This is a genomic window from Anaerosporomusa subterranea (assembly GCF_001611555.1).
Classification (GTDB): domain Bacteria; phylum Bacillota; class Negativicutes; order Sporomusales; family Acetonemataceae; genus Anaerosporomusa; species Anaerosporomusa subterranea.
Map to the genome: position 1 here is coordinate 54,029 of NZ_LSGP01000020.1, position 20,418 is coordinate 74,446.

The 20,418-nt window shown below is 47.1% G+C and carries 17 protein-coding genes; 6 read left to right on the forward strand and 11 right to left on the reverse strand.

The window, feature by feature from the left end:
• Nucleotides 1-84: 84 nt before the first annotated feature.
• The 9 genes from AXX12_RS12665 to AXX12_RS12705 all read right to left on the reverse strand — a co-directional run bounded on the left by AXX12_RS12665 (nt 85) and on the right by AXX12_RS12705 (nt 11,037).
• The gene (locus AXX12_RS12665; RefSeq protein ID WP_066243269.1) at nt 85-501 is read right to left on the reverse strand and encodes a MaoC family dehydratase; all 417 of its coding nucleotides are present in this window, start codon (nt 499-501) and stop codon (nt 85-87) included.
• 39 nt (nt 502-540) lie between these two features.
• Nucleotides 541-1,677 (reverse strand): acyl-CoA dehydrogenase family protein, encoded by a 1,137-nt coding sequence (locus AXX12_RS12670; RefSeq protein WP_066243272.1) that lies wholly within the window; start codon nt 1,675-1,677, stop codon nt 541-543.
• A 14-nt stretch (nt 1,678-1,691) separates the two neighbouring features.
• Nucleotides 1,692-2,468 carry an enoyl-CoA hydratase/isomerase family protein gene (locus AXX12_RS12675; protein ID WP_066243274.1) on the reverse strand — a complete coding sequence of 259 codons (777 nt, stop codon included), beginning with the start codon at nt 2,466-2,468 and terminating at the stop codon, nt 1,692-1,694.
• Nucleotides 2,469-2,616: 148 nt separating this feature from the next.
• The gene (gene fabG, locus AXX12_RS12680) at nt 2,617-3,357 is read right to left on the reverse strand and encodes a 3-oxoacyl-ACP reductase FabG (RefSeq protein ID WP_066243276.1); all 741 of its coding nucleotides are present in this window, start codon (nt 3,355-3,357) and stop codon (nt 2,617-2,619) included.
• Nucleotides 3,358-3,383: 26 nt separating this feature from the next.
• Nucleotides 3,384-4,949 carry an acyl CoA:acetate/3-ketoacid CoA transferase gene (locus AXX12_RS12685; RefSeq protein ID WP_066243279.1) on the reverse strand — a complete coding sequence of 522 codons (1,566 nt, stop codon included), beginning with the start codon at nt 4,947-4,949 and terminating at the stop codon, nt 3,384-3,386.
• The gene (locus AXX12_RS12690; protein ID WP_066243280.1) at nt 4,949-6,175 is read right to left on the reverse strand and encodes a thiolase family protein; all 1,227 of its coding nucleotides are present in this window, start codon (nt 6,173-6,175) and stop codon (nt 4,949-4,951) included. Before AXX12_RS12690 ends, AXX12_RS12685 begins: the two co-directional genes overlap by 1 nt.
• Before the next feature lie 56 nt (nt 6,176-6,231).
• A complete protein-coding gene (locus AXX12_RS12695) occupies nt 6,232-7,542 on the reverse strand; it encodes a GntP family permease (protein WP_066243283.1) in 1,311 nt (436 codons plus the stop codon).
• Nucleotides 7,543-7,754: 212 nt separating this feature from the next.
• Nucleotides 7,755-9,185, reverse strand: coding sequence for a sigma-54 interaction domain-containing protein (locus AXX12_RS12700; RefSeq protein ID WP_066243286.1), 1,431 nt, complete (start codon nt 9,183-9,185; stop codon nt 7,755-7,757).
• A 592-nt stretch (nt 9,186-9,777) separates the two neighbouring features.
• Nucleotides 9,778-11,037: an SLC13 family permease gene (locus AXX12_RS12705; protein WP_066243292.1), complete on the reverse strand. Its 1,260-nt coding sequence runs from the start codon at nt 11,035-11,037 to the stop codon at nt 9,778-9,780.
• 264 nt (nt 11,038-11,301) lie between these two features.
• On the opposite strand from AXX12_RS12705, the gene AXX12_RS12710 reads away from it, so the two are divergent.
• The 4 genes from AXX12_RS12710 to AXX12_RS12725 all read left to right on the forward strand — a co-directional run bounded on the left by AXX12_RS12710 (nt 11,302) and on the right by AXX12_RS12725 (nt 16,177).
• Nucleotides 11,302-12,081, forward strand: a complete 780-nt coding sequence (locus AXX12_RS12710; RefSeq protein WP_066243295.1) for an ABC transporter permease — start codon at nt 11,302-11,304, stop codon at nt 12,079-12,081.
• Nucleotides 12,068-12,868 carry an ABC transporter ATP-binding protein gene (locus AXX12_RS12715; RefSeq protein ID WP_066243298.1) on the forward strand — a complete coding sequence of 267 codons (801 nt, stop codon included), beginning with the start codon at nt 12,068-12,070 and terminating at the stop codon, nt 12,866-12,868. Before AXX12_RS12710 ends, AXX12_RS12715 begins: the two co-directional genes overlap by 14 nt.
• 140 nt (nt 12,869-13,008) lie before the next feature.
• Nucleotides 13,009-13,974 (forward strand): ABC transporter substrate-binding protein, encoded by a 966-nt coding sequence (locus tag AXX12_RS12720; RefSeq protein ID WP_066243300.1) that lies wholly within the window; start codon nt 13,009-13,011, stop codon nt 13,972-13,974.
• Between the two features lie 154 nt (nt 13,975-14,128).
• Nucleotides 14,129-16,177 carry a putative bifunctional diguanylate cyclase/phosphodiesterase gene (locus AXX12_RS12725; protein WP_066243303.1) on the forward strand — a complete coding sequence of 683 codons (2,049 nt, stop codon included), beginning with the start codon at nt 14,129-14,131 and terminating at the stop codon, nt 16,175-16,177.
• A gap of 396 nt (nt 16,178-16,573) precedes the next feature.
• Here AXX12_RS12725 and AXX12_RS12735 read toward each other — a convergent pair whose 3' ends face one another.
• Together AXX12_RS12735 and AXX12_RS12740 are read right to left on the reverse strand one after the other, a co-directional pair.
• Complete coding sequence (locus AXX12_RS12735) at nt 16,574-16,870, reverse strand: putative quinol monooxygenase (RefSeq protein ID WP_066243310.1); 297 nt, start codon at nt 16,868-16,870, stop codon at nt 16,574-16,576.
• 31 nt (nt 16,871-16,901) lie between these two features.
• The gene (locus AXX12_RS12740) at nt 16,902-17,243 is read right to left on the reverse strand and encodes a DUF898 family protein (protein ID WP_066243313.1); all 342 of its coding nucleotides are present in this window, start codon (nt 17,241-17,243) and stop codon (nt 16,902-16,904) included.
• A 349-nt stretch (nt 17,244-17,592) separates the two neighbouring features.
• On the opposite strand from AXX12_RS12740, the gene AXX12_RS12745 reads away from it, so the two are divergent.
• A complete protein-coding gene (locus AXX12_RS12745; RefSeq protein ID WP_066243316.1) occupies nt 17,593-18,822 on the forward strand; it encodes a pyridoxal phosphate-dependent aminotransferase in 1,230 nt (409 codons plus the stop codon).
• A 160-nt stretch (nt 18,823-18,982) separates the two neighbouring features.
• On the forward strand, nt 18,983-20,338 hold the full coding sequence (gene gdhA / locus AXX12_RS12750; RefSeq protein WP_066243318.1) for an NADP-specific glutamate dehydrogenase: 1,356 nt from the start codon (nt 18,983-18,985) through the stop codon (nt 20,336-20,338).
• Nucleotides 20,339-20,418 lie beyond the last annotated feature (80 nt).

The window sequence follows — 20,418 nt, forward strand, 5'->3', positions numbered from 1 at the left end:
TGAAAATTACTAAGAAAAGACTGCCGCGGCAGTCTTTTCTTAGTATGGGTAGTAGAAAACGCTATAGCGAGGCCGAGTTTTTTATTATGCCGATACCATTACGACCGCTTCGCCGTCGATGACGACTTTCCCGTTCTGATTCATACAGTATGTATGCATTTTCAACATGTTTTTGGTGGGAATTGTGTCAACAACCTCCATCGTCGCGGTAATGGTATCACCAATATATACCGGCGCCTTAAACTTCGAAAGTTGGGATACATAAATGCCCCCTAGACCAATAAACATGGCACCTGCAGTCGAAATAAAACTGCTGACAAGCGCTCCATGCGCAATCCTGGCTTTAAACATTGTCGTTTTTGCATATTCAACATTCATGTGCAACGGATTAAAATCACCACTTATTCCGGCAAAGTTGATAACATCGGCCTCAGTAACCGTTTTGGAAAAACTCTCTTTGTCGCCGATATGGAATTGTGCAAACGCTTTCTTTTCGTACATGATTTATACTCACTCCTTTGTGCAAGGCTGATCAAAACATTATTTTAGCAGTTGTCCAGCGATAACCATGCGTTGGACTTGGTTAGTTCCTTCAAAAAGCTGCAAAATCTTCGCATCCCGCATGAGTTTCTCGACTGGATATTCCCGGCTATAGCCATACCCGCCAAAGATTTGGACAGCGTCTACGCTGACTTTCATGGCGACATCACTCGCTAGTGTCTTGGCCATGGCCGCTTCCTTCGTAAACGGCTGCCCCGCATCTCTCAAATATGCAGCGCGATAGGTTAGCCATCTTGCGGCTTCGACTTGAATGGCCATATCAGCAAGCATGAATTGAATAGCCTGGAAGGATCCGATCGGTTTGCCAAATTGCGATCTTTCTATAGCGTACTTTGCAGACATTTCCACTGCCGCCTGCCCAAGGCCTACGCCTAAGGCGCCAACAACCGGGCGGGAAATATCTAATGTTTCCATGGCGATTTTAAATCCGTTGCCTTCTTTACCCAACAGGTTGCTTGCTGGAATCCTCACATTTTGAAAAATAACTTCGGTCGTATTCGAGGTCCTAATTCCCATCTTGTCTTCTTCTTTACCAACCGATACACCCGCTCTGCCCCGCTCCACTAAGAAGGCGCTGAGACCTTTCAAGCCTTTGCTGCGATCCACCGTGGCAAACACTGTGTATACATCGGCCACGCCGCCATTGGTAATAAAACATTTCGTCCCATCCAATATATATTCGTCGCCCTCCCGGCGTGCTATGGTTGCTACCGAGCCAGCGTCTGACCCGGCATTAGGCTCGGTAAGGCAAAAGGCGGCAAGTTTTCCTTGATTAATGATGTCAAAGAACAACTTCTTCTGTTCAGCTGTTCCCGCTAACAACACGGGGTATGCAGCCAACCCGTTGGCTGCTACGGTTGTGGCAAAGCCCACATCACCCTTGGCCAGTTCCTCGGTGAGCATGACGCAAGTAACAGAATCGAAACCCGGACCATCATACTCTTGTGGCGCATTCATACAATGCAAGCCCATTTCCACAATTTCTTTAAATAGTTCTCCGGCGAACTCTCCTGCACGGTCAAGTTCCTTAGCCTCTGGGAAAATGCGTTTTTGGGTAAATTCCCTTACCAGCTTTTGCAAATCTTTTTGTTCATCGCTAAAGGACATGTTGAACATGGTTATAACCTCCTCTATTTTCCAATGAAAATGGGCTTTCTTTTTTCTACGAATGCTGCCATTCCTTCTTTTTGGTCATACGTACTAAAGAGAGGAATTAGACAGCTAATTTCATAAGCTAGGCCTTGGCGTATATCTAAATTCAGAGCGGCTTGAACGGCTTGCTTTACTTTTTTTACGGCTTGTAAAGGTTTAGCTGCAATTTTGGCTGCCAATTCGGTTGTCTTTGCCGTCAAGATGTCATCCAGGTAAACCGCATTAAGCAGGCCCATAGAAAGTGCTGTTTGCGCATCAATAATCTGTCCGAGCAGAATCAATTCCATGGCTTTAGCTGTCCCCGTTACTCGCGGCAGCCTTTGCGTACCGCCAGCTCCCGGTATGATACCTAGATTAATTTCAGGAAATCCTAACTTGGCACTTTGGCCAGCCAGACGCAGGTCGCAGGCCAACGCCAGTTCCATGCCTCCGCCGAGCGCATAGCCGCGAATGCTGGCTATTACGGGCACAGGGCACTCGGATACCGTTTGCAGGCACCGACCTACCAGCCTTGCGTACGCTTCAGCCTCAAGCACATTTGCGGTAGCCATGCTGCTAATATCAGCGCCTGCGATAAAATTTTCGCCCTCTCCCTGTATGATGACAGCATGTACTGTTTCATCAGCAATAATGGCTTGCATGGTTTCAGTAAGTTGTTCGCACACGCTAACACTTAACGCATTTAGGGCATTGGGGCGACTTATTGTAATTGTTACAACCCGGTCCTGCTTAGCGCACGATACGAATTTATCCATTTAGCCACTCTCCCTTCACCACTCTTTTATATAGGGAAGCAACTGTTCAAAAGACTTCAACATCTGGCTATCTGACTCAAACAGAAACTTCACCCCTTCTCTGGTGAGGTTCCTGCTGCAGGCGGCACCGCTCGCAGCAGGAATATTATTAAATAGTCATTGCTCCATCAATGCTGAGCACCGTTCCATTGATATACTTCGCATCATCAGAAGCCAAGAAAGCATAGGCGGCGGCAATTTCTTCCGGTTCACCCAGGCGACCGGCTGGCACTTTAATCAGTAATTTTTCCTTTAGCACCTGTTCCGGGATTTTCTTGACCATTTCAGTAGCAATAACGCCAGGAGCCACACAATTGAACCGGAGTCCGTCTTTGGCCATTTCTTTGGCCCAGGTTTTCGTCATACCGATGACTGCCCACTTAGTAGCCGCGTAATTGGTCTGACCCAGATTTCCATAAATGCCGGCAATGGATGATGCGGTCAGCACAACGCCGGCTTTTCGGCTAAGCATATGGGGCAAAACCGCCGATGCGCAGTTAAATACACCATTTAGATTGACATTGATGACGAGATCAAACACTTCCTTAGTCATCTTTTTCATCATTGCATCTTTCGTGATACCCGCGTTATTGACCAATACATCAATCTGTCCAAACTTCTCTAACGCGAGATCAACCATCGCCTGTACGCTCTCCGGTTTTGTAACATCAACTTGCACATACGCTGCCTCACCGCCGATAGCCGCAATCTCGGCCAGTACGGCTGCTCCGTCAGCAAAATCAGCCACGACAATTTTAGCGCCTTCCTCAGCAAACCGAACTGCTGTAGCCCGTCCGATACCGTTAGCACCGCCAGTGACAATAACCACTTTACCCTGTAGTCCTCGCATATTCTATCTCTCCTTTATTTTTACTGTTATGAATGAGCGTTAATGATTGCTGCCAGGCCGCCCCATATCTCCTGGAAGATAGCCGGGTCCATCTGCTTTACCTGATTTATAATCGGTTTGAAGTCCATGTGCTGCAGAATATCCTTCTCAATATCAATGCCTGGGGCAACCTCAATCAGTTCTACACCCGCCGCTGTCAATTGGAAGACGGCGCGTTCTGTTACATACAACACGGGCTGACCTACTTTGGCGGCGTATTTACCGCTAAACGTGATCTGTTCCACGTCTTGGAGGAATTTTTTATTCTTTCCTTCCTGCACAATGACGAGCTTGCTATTCTCCACCTTAACCTTGAGACCACCGGCGGTGAACGTACCGCAGTACACGACTTTTTTGGCAGTTTGGGTTATATTGATGAAACCGCCACAGCCTGCTGTCTTAGGACCAAACTTGCTGACATTGATATTGCCGAAGCGGTCCATTTGCGCCAGTCCCAAAAAGCCGACATCAATGCCGCCGCCATCATAAAAATCAAACTGGTAGGCCATTTCGATGACTGCCTCGGCATTCACGCCATGACCAAAATCCAGCCCACCAGCCGGTATGCCGCCAATCATCCCTGCCTCGGTGGTCAAGGTCATCAGATAATCTACCTTTTCTTCTGCCGCTACACCGGCAATACCCTCCGGCATGCCGATTCCTAAGTTAACGGCCGCATTGGACACAAGTTCCATGGCTGCTCTACGGGCGATAATCTTCCGTTCATCCATCTCCAGCGGTTTGATGGAATCAACAGGCACTTTAATGTCGCCGGCAAAAGCAGGATTAAAATAGGTACCCATGGTCTGATAATGGTTTTCCGGCTTAGCGACAACCAGGTAATCGACAAACAGCCCCGGCACTTTAACCATCTTCGGATGTAAGCTGCCAGCCTTTACGATATGCTCCACTTGGGCAATGACGATGCCGCCACAGGCTTTAGCCGCTTGCGCAACAGAAATCGTTTCTAACAATATGCCTTCACGATGAAGCGTCAGATTGCCATCTTCATCTGCTATAGAGCCGCGAATAATTGCCACATCGACTTTAGGCGCTTTGTAATACAGCCATTCTTCTGCATCAAACTCCACAACCTGCACGAGATCTTCGACAGCCTTGTTAGTAATTTTTCCGCCTTCCACCCGCGGATCGACAAATGTGCCTAACCCTACTTTTGTTATCAAGCCTGGCCGCTTGCCAGCTATATTTCTCGGCATCAGTGTCAAAACACCTTGCGGCAAGTTATATGCTTCAATCCTATTCTCTATAATCAGCTGGTTAATGTCTTGTCCGCCTACGCCGAAGTGCCCAGCAACAATACGCTTGAGCAAACCTTCCTTTGCGAAATGCTGTATGCCACGATCCCTGCAGTTGCCGATACCAGCAGCGTGATAGACCGTCAAATTACGAGGATGGCCAGTCGCAAGGAAGCTTTCTTTAATGCCAATTGCTACTTCCTCCGCATAACCGGCAAGTCCAAAGCCGCAAGTATAAATTGTCGCGTCATCGTGAACTAGCTCGCCAACTGCATTCGATGCAATTACTTTAATCATTACTCGCCCTCCTTGGGAACTGTTTCTACTAGCATGGCAATTCCTTGACCGCCGCCGATACAGAGGCTGGCAACGCCATACCGTCCACCACGACGTTTCAGTTCATAAATGAGTGTCGTTAGGATCCGGCTGCCGCTAGACCCCAGCGCATGCCCCAGCGCAACAGCGCCACCATTAACATTGACTCGCTCATATAACGGGCTGCCAGGATACATTCCGAGTTCCTTCAACACGCCGAGCGCCTGTCCCGAAAAGGCTTCATTGATTTCGAACAGATCGATATCCTCTACCTGCAGCCCGGCCTTTTTCAAGACAGTCTGGATAGCGCTCACCGGCCCAAGGCCCATCACACGCGGGTCCAAACCAGTAACCGCGTGAGCAACAATCCGTGCCAAAGGATCCAGTCCTAACTCACGGCATTTTGTTTCAGACATGACAACAACTGCAGAAGCGCCGTCATTCATCCCTGAGGCATTACCAGCAGTCACCGTCCCGTCTTTCTGAAATGCTGGCTTCAGTTTCGCCAATGCATCCAGACTGGCATTCGGCTTCGGATACTCATCCGTTTCAAAAATGATCTTTTCTTTCTTGCTGACCACTTCAAACGGGACAATCTCCTCTGTAAATCTACCCGCACTGATGGCCGCCACGGCTTTGCGCTGACTAGTAAGGGCAAACTCATCCTGATCTTGACGGGAAATGCCGTGCCGGGCAACGACGTTCTCTGCGGTAATGCCCATGTTGACGCCGGGATATAGCTCAGGCGGCTGGCAGTTTTCAACCCCTTTGGCAAATGCGTCGTAAACCATCGAATGTCCCATACGAAAACCCTCATAGCGTGCGGAAGGCTGCATATAATACACAGCGCGGGACATGCTCTCTGCACCGCCAGCGATCAGAATCTCAGCATTCCCAGTCTGGATCTCTTGCGTTGCGGAGATAATTGCCTGCAGACCGGAGCCACACTGACGGTCAACCGTAAAGGCAGGTGTGGCTTCATTAAGGCCAGCCAGTAAGGACGCGACCCGCGCCATATTCGGGGCTTCGGCTGAGGGCAAAGCGTGGCCCATGATGACTGAATCGATGTGCTCAGGCTCGAGTTTTGACCGTTTTATGGCTTCTTTAATTACAGCGCTAGCCAACGTCTGCACTGGTACGGTTTTTAAAGAGCCAAGATACGATCCGACTGCTGTCCGAGCGGCGCTAGTTATTACACATTGTTCCATATTACATTCCTCCAAAATTGTTTGTCCCTTTGTATGAATCAGAGTACCTCACACGACTAGTAAAGGACCACACCAACAAAGACCACTGCTACCATCACAAAGAACGTGCCTACACAATGCCCCCACCAAACGTGTTTATAGGCTTGCTTGTGGGTTAATCCGGCAACAGCTAAAGAAGTGATGATAACCCCATTATGTGGCATAGCATCAAAGGTGCCGGCAGATATTGCCACAATCCGATGCAACATCTCGGGGTTTAACCCCATGGCGGCGTATTTGCCAACCAATGTCTCCAGTACTATCGCCATGCCACCTGACGCCGAACCGGTGATGGCTGTCATCAGAAATGTCGCTACCGATAACGAAATCGTAGGGTGGCCGGGAATTGACATCAAAAAGTCGGTAATCACTTTGAACCCGGAACTAGCGGCAACAGTCATGCCATACCCTACGTCAGCGCATGTATTGATAACAGGGATGGCGGTATTACTGGCGCCTGCATTCCAAGTGGCCATCGGATTCGCTACATACTGCCAAAAGATCACAGCCGCCACCAGGCAACCGATAATCAACGCCCAGACGATATCCACTTTAAACACATTCAATGCGGCGATTAGCACAATCGGTGGAATCAGACTGGTGAATACTCCCGGTAGTACGCGGGTAGCCGTGGCCTCCGCAGCAGCAGTAGCCACAGTAGCAGCAATCTCATTACTTTCATAGCCTTCACCGCGGGCATTGCATTTCTCTAAGGCATACTTCATGTACGCAACATTCCATAAGGTGATAAGCGCTGCGGCAATTAGCCCTAGCAGAGGCGCTGCGGTAGCTGTTGTTCCCAGGTATTTCATCGGCATGATGTTCAAAATCGATGGTGAGCCTGGCATCATCGTCATCGAGATTGAGCCAATGCCAAAAATGAACGCCGCGATAAACATGTGCCAAGGAATGTTCATCTCTTTAAATAGCGGCCTGGCGATTGGCATTACCGCAAAAATGACGACAAACAAGCTTACTCCACCCAGCGTCAGAGTCAGGGTGATAAAGGCAATCGCCAGCAGTACATACAGCGGCTTATTATGGCCGATTATCTTCAGTATCCCTGCCGCAACCGATTTGGCAGCCCCACTATCGTCCATATATTTGCCAAAGACTGATGCAAATAGGAAAACAAAGTAAAACTTGCTGGCGTAGTTCACAAAGCCCTTCATGTATGGGCCCATTAAGGTGTCCAGCACTCCCATATCGGAAAAAACGGAAACAATGACTACTGCCAAAGGCGCGATCAGCATAATTCCCATTCCCCGCAAGGCAAGAATGACAATGACCGCTAGAGAAAGTAAAATACCGACGACACTTAATAACATAAAAACCCTCCTTGTATTTTTTTTGCGACTGATCATGATATAGTGCAAGGATCATGCCAAAATAGAAATGAGAAAACCCCAGCAAAGCCTTGACTAAAAGCCAAGGTTTTGCTGGGGTTAGATAAACAGATGGACTTACCATTATTTTTTGTAGCTATTACGCTACTAAAATTGTCGCAATTCAGCGAATTTGTTGTTTCGCAACGACACCCCTATTTATCTTGTACTTTGCGGTATAAAACCGTACGGTGGATGCCGAGTTTTTTTGCGGCCTCCGCAATCTTTCCATTACATTCTGCGAGAACTTGATGGATATATTCTTCCTCGACTGCTTGCAGAACGCTTTTTAGGCTGCCGCTATAGGATATTTTGGTCTCATTACGATCCAGCGATAGTGGTGATGAATCTTTTGCACTTAGGCCAAATTCCTCCTCAAAGTCAAGATCGTCGGTAGGCGATGTGAGAACAAGCCTTTCAATAACATTGCGTAGTTCCCGCACATTTCCTGGCCAGTTGTATGCAAGAAAGACATCCAGTATTTGCTGACGCAGAACTTTCGCATAACCATATTTTTTATTGAACTCTTCTAAAAAGCACCGGGACAGAGCTACGACATCTTCTGACCGGTCTCTTAACGGCGGTATATGGACAGGGATCACATTAAGCCGGTAATACAAATCGCCACGAAATGACTTTTGGCTAACCATGTGCTTAAGGTCTCGATTGGTTGCGGACAATAATCGCACATCCACTTTTTGCACCGTGGTTCCGCCCACGCGTTGCACTTCCCCCGTTTCTAATACTCGTAACAGCTTAGATTGCAGCGATAGCGGCATTTCGCCAATCTCATCGAGGAACAATGTCCCCTTATCGGCAAGCTCAAATAGACCCGGCTTCCCTTGTGAGTTAGCACCGGTAAATGCTCCTCTTGTGTAGCCAAAGAATTCCGATTCCAATAACTCATTGGGGATAGCAGCACAATTTACCGGAATAAACGGTTCTTTAACCCGGGGACTATTGCGGTGGATATGCCTGGCGATAACCTCCTTGCCTGTCCCTGACTCGCCAAAAAGAATTATCGTGCTATCTGTTTTAGCGATTATTCCAATTTTGTAAAGGATTTGTCGCATAGCTGTACTTTCCGCTATCAGTTGTTTGTTATCCAGCTTAAAATCGCCCAAATAATTGACAGCGCTTTTATAACGGTTAGTTTGAGCCCGTTCTTGTTCTAATGTTGCGATAAATTTATCGACCGAGTCTTTATCCCGGCTATTAGTGACGACCATCGTAATCTCCCCGTTTTCATCAATTAGGGGAGTGCTTGTTGACATGAGATTGAGACCATGCGCCGTTCTGACGAGACCAGTAACCATTGTCCTGCTCTCAATAGCTGCCAGTGCAGTCGAAGGGCGATATACTCCCTTTTCCACCAGTTCTCTGACGTTTTTCCCAATGATGTCCTCATGATCGACTTGCAACATCCGGCTTGCCGCCCGATTCGCCATTACCACCTTGCCGAAACGGTCAATAACCCATATCGAGTCATAAGAGTTATCAAAAATCTGATCAAGAGTAACCGTTTCACTTAAGTTCTGCATTACAGCGTTTCCTTGTGAATCCGTGTCTTGCAAAATGTTCGCCATCTATTCACACCCACCTTATCTTGAATGTAAGAAATTAAATATTATGTACAGATATACTTCACCTTATAAGCTAAATCCTTTAGTCTAATTCGTATTATACAACTCTCTAGAAGGTCTAATCGAATAGGAGGCTACACATTATTTGAGTAGCCGACCTCTCACACCACCGTAGTATGTACCGTTCGGTATACGGCGGTTCAACAGGATGAATGGCCTCTTCCATGCTCATGGCGCTGCTTCTTCCTGTTATTTCCTTCAGCTTCTGCTTGAATTTCTTAGCAGGCTTCGGGTGTACCCGTATTCCCAATTCACCTTTCTTGTGGTAAAATGCGAATCCGATAAATGCAAACTAGCCCGCAGACTTATGCCTTATATGTGGTTCGTGTTCCTCAGACCGGAGCTTTGCCACCGCCTTCCTTCAGACTCCATCTCGCAGTGGACACCCTTGTCTTAAGCTAACGGTTGGCACTATCAAACCCCGTATTGGACTTTCACCAACTAGTAAGCGCCCATGCTGGGCGCACATGAATACAACCCAAGCCTGCTCGGCCTGGGTTGTATTTTTATGGATCAATAAACAAACGTTACGATTTTAGAACTTTAGCACCGTAAAGAACAGCCAACTTAACACAGCACCGACGACTGACATCGAGAAGCCCCAGGCAAGCATGTTGCGGAACAATTTTTGCTTATCCGCCTTGGGTCCTGCCGCGCCGATCATGAGAGCGCCCGAGGTTGAGAGCGGGCTGATATCGACAAGATGACCGGCAACCACGACTGTCATAACCAACGCAACCGGGTCACCGCCGCCCATTTTGGTAATCAGATCAGGAATCAGCGGAATGAAGGCTGGTAAAATGACACCAGAGGTACTGGCATAGACGGAAATGATAGCGGCAATAAAGCCGAGAACCAAGGTGGCAGTGTTTGGCGTGGAGAAATTGGCAATGATGCCAGAGAACAGCGCCATACCACCGACATTCTTCATCAGGCCGATCAGGACTGTCACACCGCAAACCATCAGAATGGTTCCCCACGGCATGTTTTTAATGGCCTGGTTCTCATCAGCAACGTTTAACAAGGTAAGAATTGCGCCAATGGCAAAGGCGGAGAAGCCGACATCAAATTTGAACACCAGTGCCGCCAATACCAGACTGATTATACCGCAAAGAGTAAGCAACTGATTTTTTGTGAATGGAGCGACAGGTACATTTAGCACTGCGTTAACTGCAGCTGAATTGCCCTTTTGCTTCCAAAGCGCAATTCCACCAAATAGCAAATAGGCAAGAACCGCAACCGAGAAGTGGCCGAGGAAAGCACTAAAGAACATTTTCCCACCCAATCCGGTCAAGCCGATTTTGCTTACCAAGCCATCAGCTATCAAACCGGTAGGAGCAATCGGCGACATTGCGCCTGCCTGACCGCCGTTACCCACCATCAGAGCCATCAACAGCGGTGGAATACCGGTTTCTTCAGCCAGAATCATAACCGCTGGTGCCATAAGCGCCAGAATAGAGATTTGTCCAGGGCCCATAGCTGCCAAAGTAAAGGCAACAAAAAACAGAATGATCGGCAGAACTGCGACTTTGCCGCCGACTGCCTTGACAGCATACTTAGTGATCTTATCAATGGTTCCATTTGCCTGAGCAATACCGAATAAATAGGTCACCCCGGCGAGAGTCATGAACAGGGTGAGAGGGAAGCTGCTGGTCAATACACTCGTCTTGACCCCGCCGAGGATACTAACCCCGAAGGCCAGACCAATCGCCAGCACACCGATGTTCTTGGGCGATACACAACTGATGATCAAAGCAAAAACAAGTGCGATTAGTGAAATGACTGAGATGCTCAAAATAATGCCTCCTTAATTAGGTAAATCTTTCACATATTATGGCCTTCGACAATAGTTAGACTTTTCCTGTCAGAAAAAATTTAATTAGGTGAATTGATAAAAAATCAAAGACGAGGGCTCACAGTGGAAAAGCGAATATTTTATCTTGACAAGCTTGGGTATCAAAGATACTATTTATATGATAATTATTCTCAATTATTAGTCTTTTCAGCGAGCTCTCTAGGCTGCTACGAGCTACTGTGATGGCAACGAGGTGTGCAGATTATGCTAATAGGAAAACGCCTGCTGAGAGGATTGTACTTGCCTGCAATCCTTTTTGCCATATGGGTTCTCGGGTCATGGCAATCGCTTTGGAACGCCTATGTTATCCCATCGCCAAGTACAGTACTCACCGCAGTGCAGCAAATGCTGGCACACGGGACGCTGTATAAGCATATCTCAGTCAGCCTGTATCGCGTGCTTCTGGGCTTTTCGGTAGCCTTCATACTGGCGTTCCCGCTGGGGGTACTGTTAGGAATGAAGCGTAGCTGCGGCGATTATCTCGGTCCGCTGTTAGAATTTGTTCGCCATGTGCCGCCGCTCGCGACTGTCCCCATGCTGATTCTCTGGTTTGGCATCGGCGAAACCCCGAAATTGCTGATTGTCGTATTGGCAACATTCTTTCCGATCTTTTTAAATATCCTATATGGAGTTGCAAATTGTGACGAGAAATGGCTGGAGGTCGGAAAAACATTTAAGCTGAGCAACTGGCAACAATTTTGCCGAATCGTGCTGCCAGCAGCTTTACCGTCAGTACTGCTCGGTATGCAATTAGGACTTGGCTATAGTTGGCGGGCTTTGGTGGGAGCTGAACTGATCGCAGCCTCATCAGGTATCGGCTATATGATACTCGATGCTGAACAACTTTCTCGGCCAGATGTTGTCGTGGTCGGCATTTTAACAATTGGTATTGTCGGCACTCTAATTGACTGGCTGTTCTTATGGATAACCAAGAGGGCAATACCATGGAAAGCGGGTGAGACAACAGAATATGGCAGGGGTTGAAATCGACAATTTATCTAAACACTATCAACTCAACGACAAGGTTTTTTATGCCTTGCAGCAAATCACGATGACCATTCCTGACGGCAGCATTACCGCCATTGTTGGCAAAAGCGGCTGCGGCAAAACTACCCTGCTCAGGTTGTTAGCCGGCTTAGAAGAGAAGTCAGCAGGTGATATCAGCTTTGCATATTCCCAAACAGATTCGGTCAATCACCGCGTTGGCATGGTCTTTCAAGAACACCGTTTAATGCCATGGTTGACTGTCAGAGAGAATATGGCCTTCTCGCTTAAAGCCGATCCCGACCAAACCAAGGCTGAGCAAACTGTGACCAAGTACCTAACCCTGCTGGGGCTAGCAGAGTTTCAAAACGCCTATCCAGGACAATTGTCAGGCGGCATGGCGCAGCGGACTGCACTCGGTCGAACTCTGTGCTATGACCCTGATCTAATATTAATGGACGAGCCGTTTGGCGCTTTAGATTATTTTACTCGCAAAAATCTGCAGCGTGAGATTGTTGATTTATTTCTTACGCAAAAGAAGACGATTGTTTTTGTCACCCATGATGTCACCGAAGCCGTTTATCTCGGTCAGAAAGTCATTGTGATGGATTCTGGAAAAGTGGTCTGTGATATCCCGGTAGACCTGCCGTATCACCGCGAGGCCAATTCAGCCGAATGTTTGGCAATACAGCAGGAAATTCTCAGCTGTCTTGGCGGGCAGACGCAGGAAGGACCCACGGAACTTTGGAGAAATAGGGGTACGTTAACCACAAAGTACACAGAGTAACACAGAGGGTGTCGGAGGGTATTATTCGTGACTAGTAAGTTGACAGAGAAATATCTTTCTATGTTAATGTACCTCTGAGTGCCCTCCGCGTACTCTGCGAACTCCTCATTGTTCCTATATTTTGATTGGAGGCTTTATAAATGTCACTATCATCAAAAAAGTTTGTCGTACTTGCTATTAGCTTGCTACTCGTATTCATCGTGGTCGGATGTGGTTCAGAAAATAAACCGGCTACGCCGGAGAAACCTAAAGTCATTTCGATTACATATGTTAAAGCGCCGTTGAATGTTCCTTCCATCGTCGAAAAGAAACTGGGCCTATTTGATAAAGAATTTGGGCCTGACAACATTAAAATTGAGCTGCCGGAAATAACCGTCGGGCCAAAGCAAACCGAAGCGATGGCAGCCGGGGCTGTCGATTTTGCCCACGGCTTGGGCGGCACGACGGCGATCATGGCGGCAGCCAATGGAGTGGACTTAAAGATTATCGGCATATACAGCCGAGCGCCAAAAGCCTTTGTGCTGCTGGCTAAAGACCCCAGTATAAAAAGCTTAGCCGATCTAAAAGGCAAAAAGGTCGCCGGGCCAAAAGGAACCGTGCTGCACCAACTGCTATTAACCGCTTTAACTAAGAACTCACTACAAGCTGACGATGTCCAGTTTGTCGCTATGGATATTCCCGGATCTGTTGCTGCGCTGATGAATGGCAGTGTCGACTTCGCACTGGCCGCAGGCCCTGACGCTTTGCGGGCCGAACAGGCGGGAGCCAGAATCATCACCACTGGTGAGGGTTTAATCGAAGCCACGATTGTTACCGCCGTCAGGGGCGAGTTCTTGCGAAAATATCCTGATCTGGTCAAACGTTTTGTAAAAACCCACCAAGCCACCCAGGAGTACTTGAAGACCAATCAACAAGACGTTCTGGCAATCACAACAGCCGAAACCGGCCTGGCCATAGATATGGTAAATAAAATGTATCCCTGGTATGATTTCAACTCAACGATCAAGCCATCTGATATCGAAGAACTGAAGAAGACGCAAGACTTCCTGATGAAAAACGGCATGCAGGCAAAGGCCATCTCGATAGAAGAACTGATTGCGAAGTGAAGCAGCAAAGGACGCCAAATAGCGTCCTTTTTTATTTTAGTTGCGCCAAGAGAAGCGTTATTGCCCAAAAAGGTTTATTGGTAAATTTGTCGAATATTGCTAGTCAAAGAACTATTTTGTTAATGGCGATCTCGAGAACGGGAGGGAGCTATTTATGTCCCTAATCCTATACGACAAGGAGAAGTACTTTGCAGACAAATTCGCCGGATACAGAATTGGCTTAAAAATCTGCTCATTGTATTTGATTTTAGGAGCCTTGTGGATCCTATTTTCCGATCGTCTTGTCGCTGTTTTCGTAACAGATATGGATGAATTTGTCCGTATCAATACCTATAAGGGCTGGGCGTTCATTCTTATCACTTCTCTGCTGCTTTGCTGGTTAAATCGCTACTTTTTGCAACAACTCCTTATTTCTAACCAAAAGCTCTTTACTGCCCATCAGGAGCTGGAGCTTTCCTATGAAGAGATTATTGCTACCGAAGAAGAACTAAGGCAGCAATTTAGCGAACTTGAACAGCAAGCAAATGCCTTAACCATTAGTGATTTCAATTATCGCAATTTGTTTGATAATATGTTGAATGCCTTTGCGCTGCACGAAATTATTTGCGATGCCAACGGAAACCCGATTGATTACCGCTTTTTAGCTGTGAATCCCGCGTTTGAGCGACTTACAAGCTTAGAGGCTAAGACCGTAGTCGGAAAAACCGCATTAGAGATCTTACCAAATACAGAACCATATTGGATTGAAATATGTGGAGAAGTTGCCCTTGGCGGCGAACCTCGCTCGATTATCCAGTTTTCGCAAGATATTAACCGATATTTTGAAGTCGAAGCATATTGCCCAGAGATTGGTAAGTTCGCTATTCAGTTTTTAGACTGTACAGAACGCATCAAGCATCAGGAAAAAATTGAGCACATGGCCTATTACGATGCATTAACCGGTTTGCCAAACCGCTATTTACTGCGAGACCGGCTACAAAAGGCCATTACCAATGCCGCCAGTAATCAGGAAAAACTAGCTGTTTTTCTCATTGATTTAGATGACTTTAAGCTGATTAACGATACCCTTGGCCATTTTGCCGGTGATGAACTGCTCAAAGTCATCGGAGAAAGATTGTCTGCTACACTTTACAAACAAGATACGGTTGCTCGTTTGGGCGGAGACGAGTTTATGATTATTGTGGAAAGTATCAGCTTACTCGACAACGTCACTGTGATTGCTGAGAAACTGATTAAAGCAGTGGGAGAGCCTTGGCATTACAACGATATGTCCTATCATATATCCTGCAAGTTAGGAATAACCGTATTTTCTGACAACAGCCAAGATGCTGATACTCTGATTAAGCAAGCAGACATAGCAATGTATAAGGCAAAAAAACTTGGCCAAGGGTTTTATCAGTATTACGTGTCAGATATGGAAGCTCAGCTTTCCCGGCGCCTGGAAATGGAAGCCGATCTTCATAACGCGATAAAGCAGCAACAGTTCGTCCTGCATTATCAACCACAAGTCGATAGAAACAGACAGATTGTCGGGGTTGAAGCATTACTCCGCTGGCAGCACCCAACGAAAGGGCTAATTCCACCACTTAACTTTATCCCCCTCGCCGAAGAGACCGGACTGATCACAAAAATCGGCGAATGGGTATTACAAACAGCCTGCCGTCAAAGCAAAATCTGGCAGGATGCTGGATTGCCACCACTATTGGTGGCGGTAAATCTCTCGGCGCGTCAGTTCCACCAGCAAGACCTGCTGACAGTCATCTCAGAAACGATTAAGGAATCAGGAATTGACCCCCAAAATCTTGTTTTGGAAATTACCGAAACCATTGCCATGAAAGATGCCGACTATACGATCCAAGTACTGCAAGCGCTACAATCGATGGGAGTCCAAATCGCGCTCGATGATTTCGGCATAGGCTATTCTTCATTGATTTATCTGAAGCGATTTCCCATCAACTCACTAAAGATTGATCGCTCGTTCATCCAAGATATTCACACGAACTCGGAAGGTTCGGCCATCGCCCGGGCCATACTGGCTCTGGCCAAGAATCTCAACCATCTGGTTGTAGCCGAAGGAGTCGAAACCGCTGAGCAATTTGCCTTTTTGCAGGGCCTAGAGTGTGACCATATGCAGGGATACTTATTTAGCAAACCATTGCCTGTGGATGAGATTACTGACGTATTGGTTAAATCGAAGCTGTGATCAGAAAGAGTGGTAGGACCGAATTAGAAACACTAACCGCAGAGGGTCGAGGAGGGCTTGTGGAGGGGACGGAGGGTTACTTCGGAAGATCGGGTACGTTTAACCGCAGAGTGCGCGGAGTATGTAGAGGACACCCGCAGAGATTATGAAAAGGGGACGCCACACCGGCGTCCCCTTTTTTGTAACGTAGAATTTATAAAATTCCAGGCGTTCCGAATCCTTGTGCACAAGGAACGGAACCACTAGCACCACTATGATAAAATAACAAAGATCCTTTGGCGCCGCTTTTGCTACACGGACCCGGAAATCCTCTGCGTTGCCCTCAGCGCACTCAGCGCACTCTGCGTACTCTGCGGTTCGCATTTTCCGTTACCCTAAAGACCTCAGGAGGGTGCTTTACAGCTTCGTTTCTTCCGCTTGGTATATAGTAAGAACTGTCTGTCCATCGCGGAGATCTGCGGACTTTTGCTGCCACTCGGCGATATGCGGTGTGGTGAAGTGACTCTGTAGCACCGCTTTGTCTGACCATTCCTCGATAAAACTGAAGCTGTTTTCAACATATGGATCCTCGAGCAAAGAATAGCTGATGCAGCCAGTTTCTTGACGTGTGGCAGCGATGAGATCCTTTGCCACCGCCAGCAATTCAGCCTTCTTTCCTAGCTTGACCTTAAACTTGGCAACCACAACAATCATAATTTAACCTCCTTTAAACTTTCTAGGGCTTTCAATGACTAACTGTTATTACTGACTGATTTTCATCAGCGAAATCGGTATTATCTGTCTCCCAACGCTTGAGTTGACAATACGCCCATGGAGTGTAAAGGCCGAGCGTCACAAAGAGCAGGACTAGAATGATTAACCAATGCCCGAGGAAGCCTACACCAGTGCCGTTAAAAACCAATTGGCGACCATTGACATATGTGTTAGCAGCAATCCAGCGTTGCTGAGCCGAATACGCCCAGGGAAAGTATAGGCCAAGAGTGATAAGACTGACGACTGTTGTCCACAGCAGTAACCAGAGATAGCCAAATCCGGAGCCACGGAATTCAAATGCACACTTTGCCATTTATTTAACCTCCATACTTACCAACATGTCAAAACAGGGGAAAGATTTTTCTTTAACTACAAGATATACAATAACTTCGCCAGAATGCTATAAACTCCCTGCTCCGGTATTTGATAAGCCTAAATGACATAAACTAAAATTCAATATACTACACTATAACTCAAAAAAAAACAGTTGAATTATGCCTCATTTTACTATAACATTATAATTGTCAGATAATTATTGTATAATGTATACAAAAACTTGCGATTTTAGCTACTTATTTGCGGTAGTTAACAGTAGCGTGAATTGGATTCAAAATCTTTTTTTCAGTCAATCAATCGAATACAACCAAAGGAGGAGAGATTGTATGTCAAGTCGGCTCGCAAGTCATGCCCAGGGAAAAGTTTTTGTTGATGAAGTATTTGATGCAGTCGCTGCCGTCGGCCGCGCCACCACGCAATTTGGTAAAGCAAACGTTCTTAACGCAACTATTGGCTCATTATGTGATGAGCAAGAAAAACTCGTTTTACTGCCAACAGTGGAAAACGTCTTTCGCAACTTAAACAGCGATGATATCGCCGGATATGCCAGTGTAAGAGGTTTTCCCGAATATCTGTCAGCAGCTATTGAGCAAACCTTTAAGAACAGCAAACCAGATGCCTATATTGAGGCAGTTGCCACCTCCGGCGGCACTGGGGCAATCCATAATTTTATCTGGAATTTTTCCAATCTCGGCGATGCGGTGTTAACCCACGATTGGCACTGGCAGCCTTATTCCGTGCTTTGCAGTGACATCATGCGCCGGCTAGAAACATTTGCGTTTTTCGATGAAAATCAGAAGTTCAATATCAAATCGTTTGAAAGCAAAGTCCGTGAACTGATTGCCAAACAGGATAATCTAGTTATCATCCTGAACACGCCTAATCACAATCCGACCGGCTACAGTCTGACTGATGCCGAGTGGGATCAGGTAATCGCTGTTGTCAACCAAAACGCCACCGGCAAAAAAACCATCGCGATTATGGCTGATATTGCCTATATCGATTATGCGGCTGATCCTAACCAATGTCGTACCTTTATGAAAAAATTCGATACCCTAGCACCCAATGTATTTGGCGCATTTGCGTTTAGTATGTCAAAAGGCTTTACCCTATACGGGCAAAGAATGGGAGCCCTGATCGGCGTATCAAAGGACAAACAGGCAATCGACGAGTTTGTCAACGCTTCAGTAATCACCTGCCGCACTCGCTGGTCAAATCTCAGTCGTGCCGCGATGCGGACTTTGGCTGAAATCTATAAGGACAAAGCCTTATTGGCGCAAGTTGATCAAGAGCGCCGTCAATACGCAGCCATACTACAGCAACGGGCTGATCTGTTTGTGGCTGAGGCCAAAACTGCTGGGCTCAACTTCCTGCCCTATACGGCTGGCTTCTTTATCACGATTCCGACAGATGACCCGGTAGCGGCTAGCAATATCTTACGGCAAAGCAATATCTTCGTTGTGCCGATGGCAAAAGGTCTGCGCATCGCTGTTTGCGCAGTGCCAGTCAATAAAATCCGCGGTCTGGCGGCAAAAGTCGCCGAGTCAGTTAAGTAAGTCCACTGAGACGTTGTTGGGGAAGGCGGAGAACTAACCGCATAGTACAAAAAGAGCTCATAGGGGATCGCAGGGAACTACCCACGCGAACTTTATTAAGCTCCAAGTACGCTGTGGTAAAACGTACCTCCAGCCTATAAATAAGAGGAGGTTGAATTTAATGGCTACAAATGCTCAAAAGTATTGTGACGATCTCTATCAACGCGTTGTTGAACGAAATGCGAACGAACCGGAATTCCACCAAACAGTCAAGGAAGTGCTTGGTTCTTTGGTGGATGTGCTGGAGAAACATCCTGAATATATTGAGTTGGGAATCATGGAGCGGATCGTCGAGCCGGAGCGGCAAATTGTCTTCCGGGTGCCTTGGATGGATGACTCCGGTAAGGTACGAGTAAACCGGGGCTTTCGGGTTCAGTTCAACAGTGCTATCGGGCCATACAAGGGAGGTCTGCGTTTTCACCCGTCTGTCAACCTTGGCATCATCAAGTTCCTCGGTTTTGAGCAGACTTTCAAGGATTCACTGACGAGCCTGCCGATGGGCGGCGGCAAAGGCGGTTCCGACTTTGATCCGAGAGGCAAGTCTGATGCGGAAGTTATGCGATTCTGCCAGAGCTTCATGACAGAGCTGTATCGACATATCGGTCCTGATACCGATGTGCCGGCAGGTGACCTTGGCGTCGGCGGCAGGGAAATTGGCTACCTGTTTGGACAATATAAGAGAATAAAAGGCAATTATGAAAACGGCGTTTTAACCGGAAAAGGCATTCCTTTTGGCGGTAGCTTGGCTCGCCCGGAAGCCACGGGCTTTGGAATCAGTTATTTTTGCCAGGAGATGTTAAAAACCAAAGGCACGTCCTTTGACGGCAAGACGGTTGCCCTGTCCGGTTTCGGCAACGTTACATGGGGTACTGCAATAAAGGTTACTGAATTGGGCGGCAAGATTGTTACCCTTTCAGGTCCTGACGGATATATCTACGATCCCGACGGCGTCAGCGGCGAGAAGATTGAATATCTGCTCGAAATGAGAGCGTCCGGCCGTGACAAGGTTCAGGATTATGCTGACAAATTCGGTGTTAAGTTCTTCCCAGGCGAAAAACCATGGGGCGTTAAAGTTGATGTAATCATTCCATGTGCTACTCAAAATGATATCCATCTTGAAGATGCCAAGAAAATCGTCGCCAACGGAGTGAAATATGTTTGCGAAGGCGCAAATATGCCTTGTACAAACGAAGCCGTTGATTACTTCCTGGAACACGGCGTATATGTTGGGCCGTCAAAAGCAGCCAATGCGGGTGGAGTGTCCGTTTCCGGCCTTGAAATGACCCAGAACAGCATGCGGTTGGCCTGGTCGTTCGAAGAAGTCGATGCCAAACTCAAAGATATCATGCTCAATATCTATAAAAACTCCAGACAGGCAGCAGAAGAATATGGCCACAAGGACAATCTGGTTATCGGCGCCAACATTGCTGGATTTATTAAAATCGCTGAAGCAATGAAAGCACAAGGTCTGGTATAGAAGAAGTCAATCTGTGGTAGTTTGAAACGCAGGGGATATTCGAAGCCGAATTCGGCACGAATATCCCCTGCGTTTTAGTT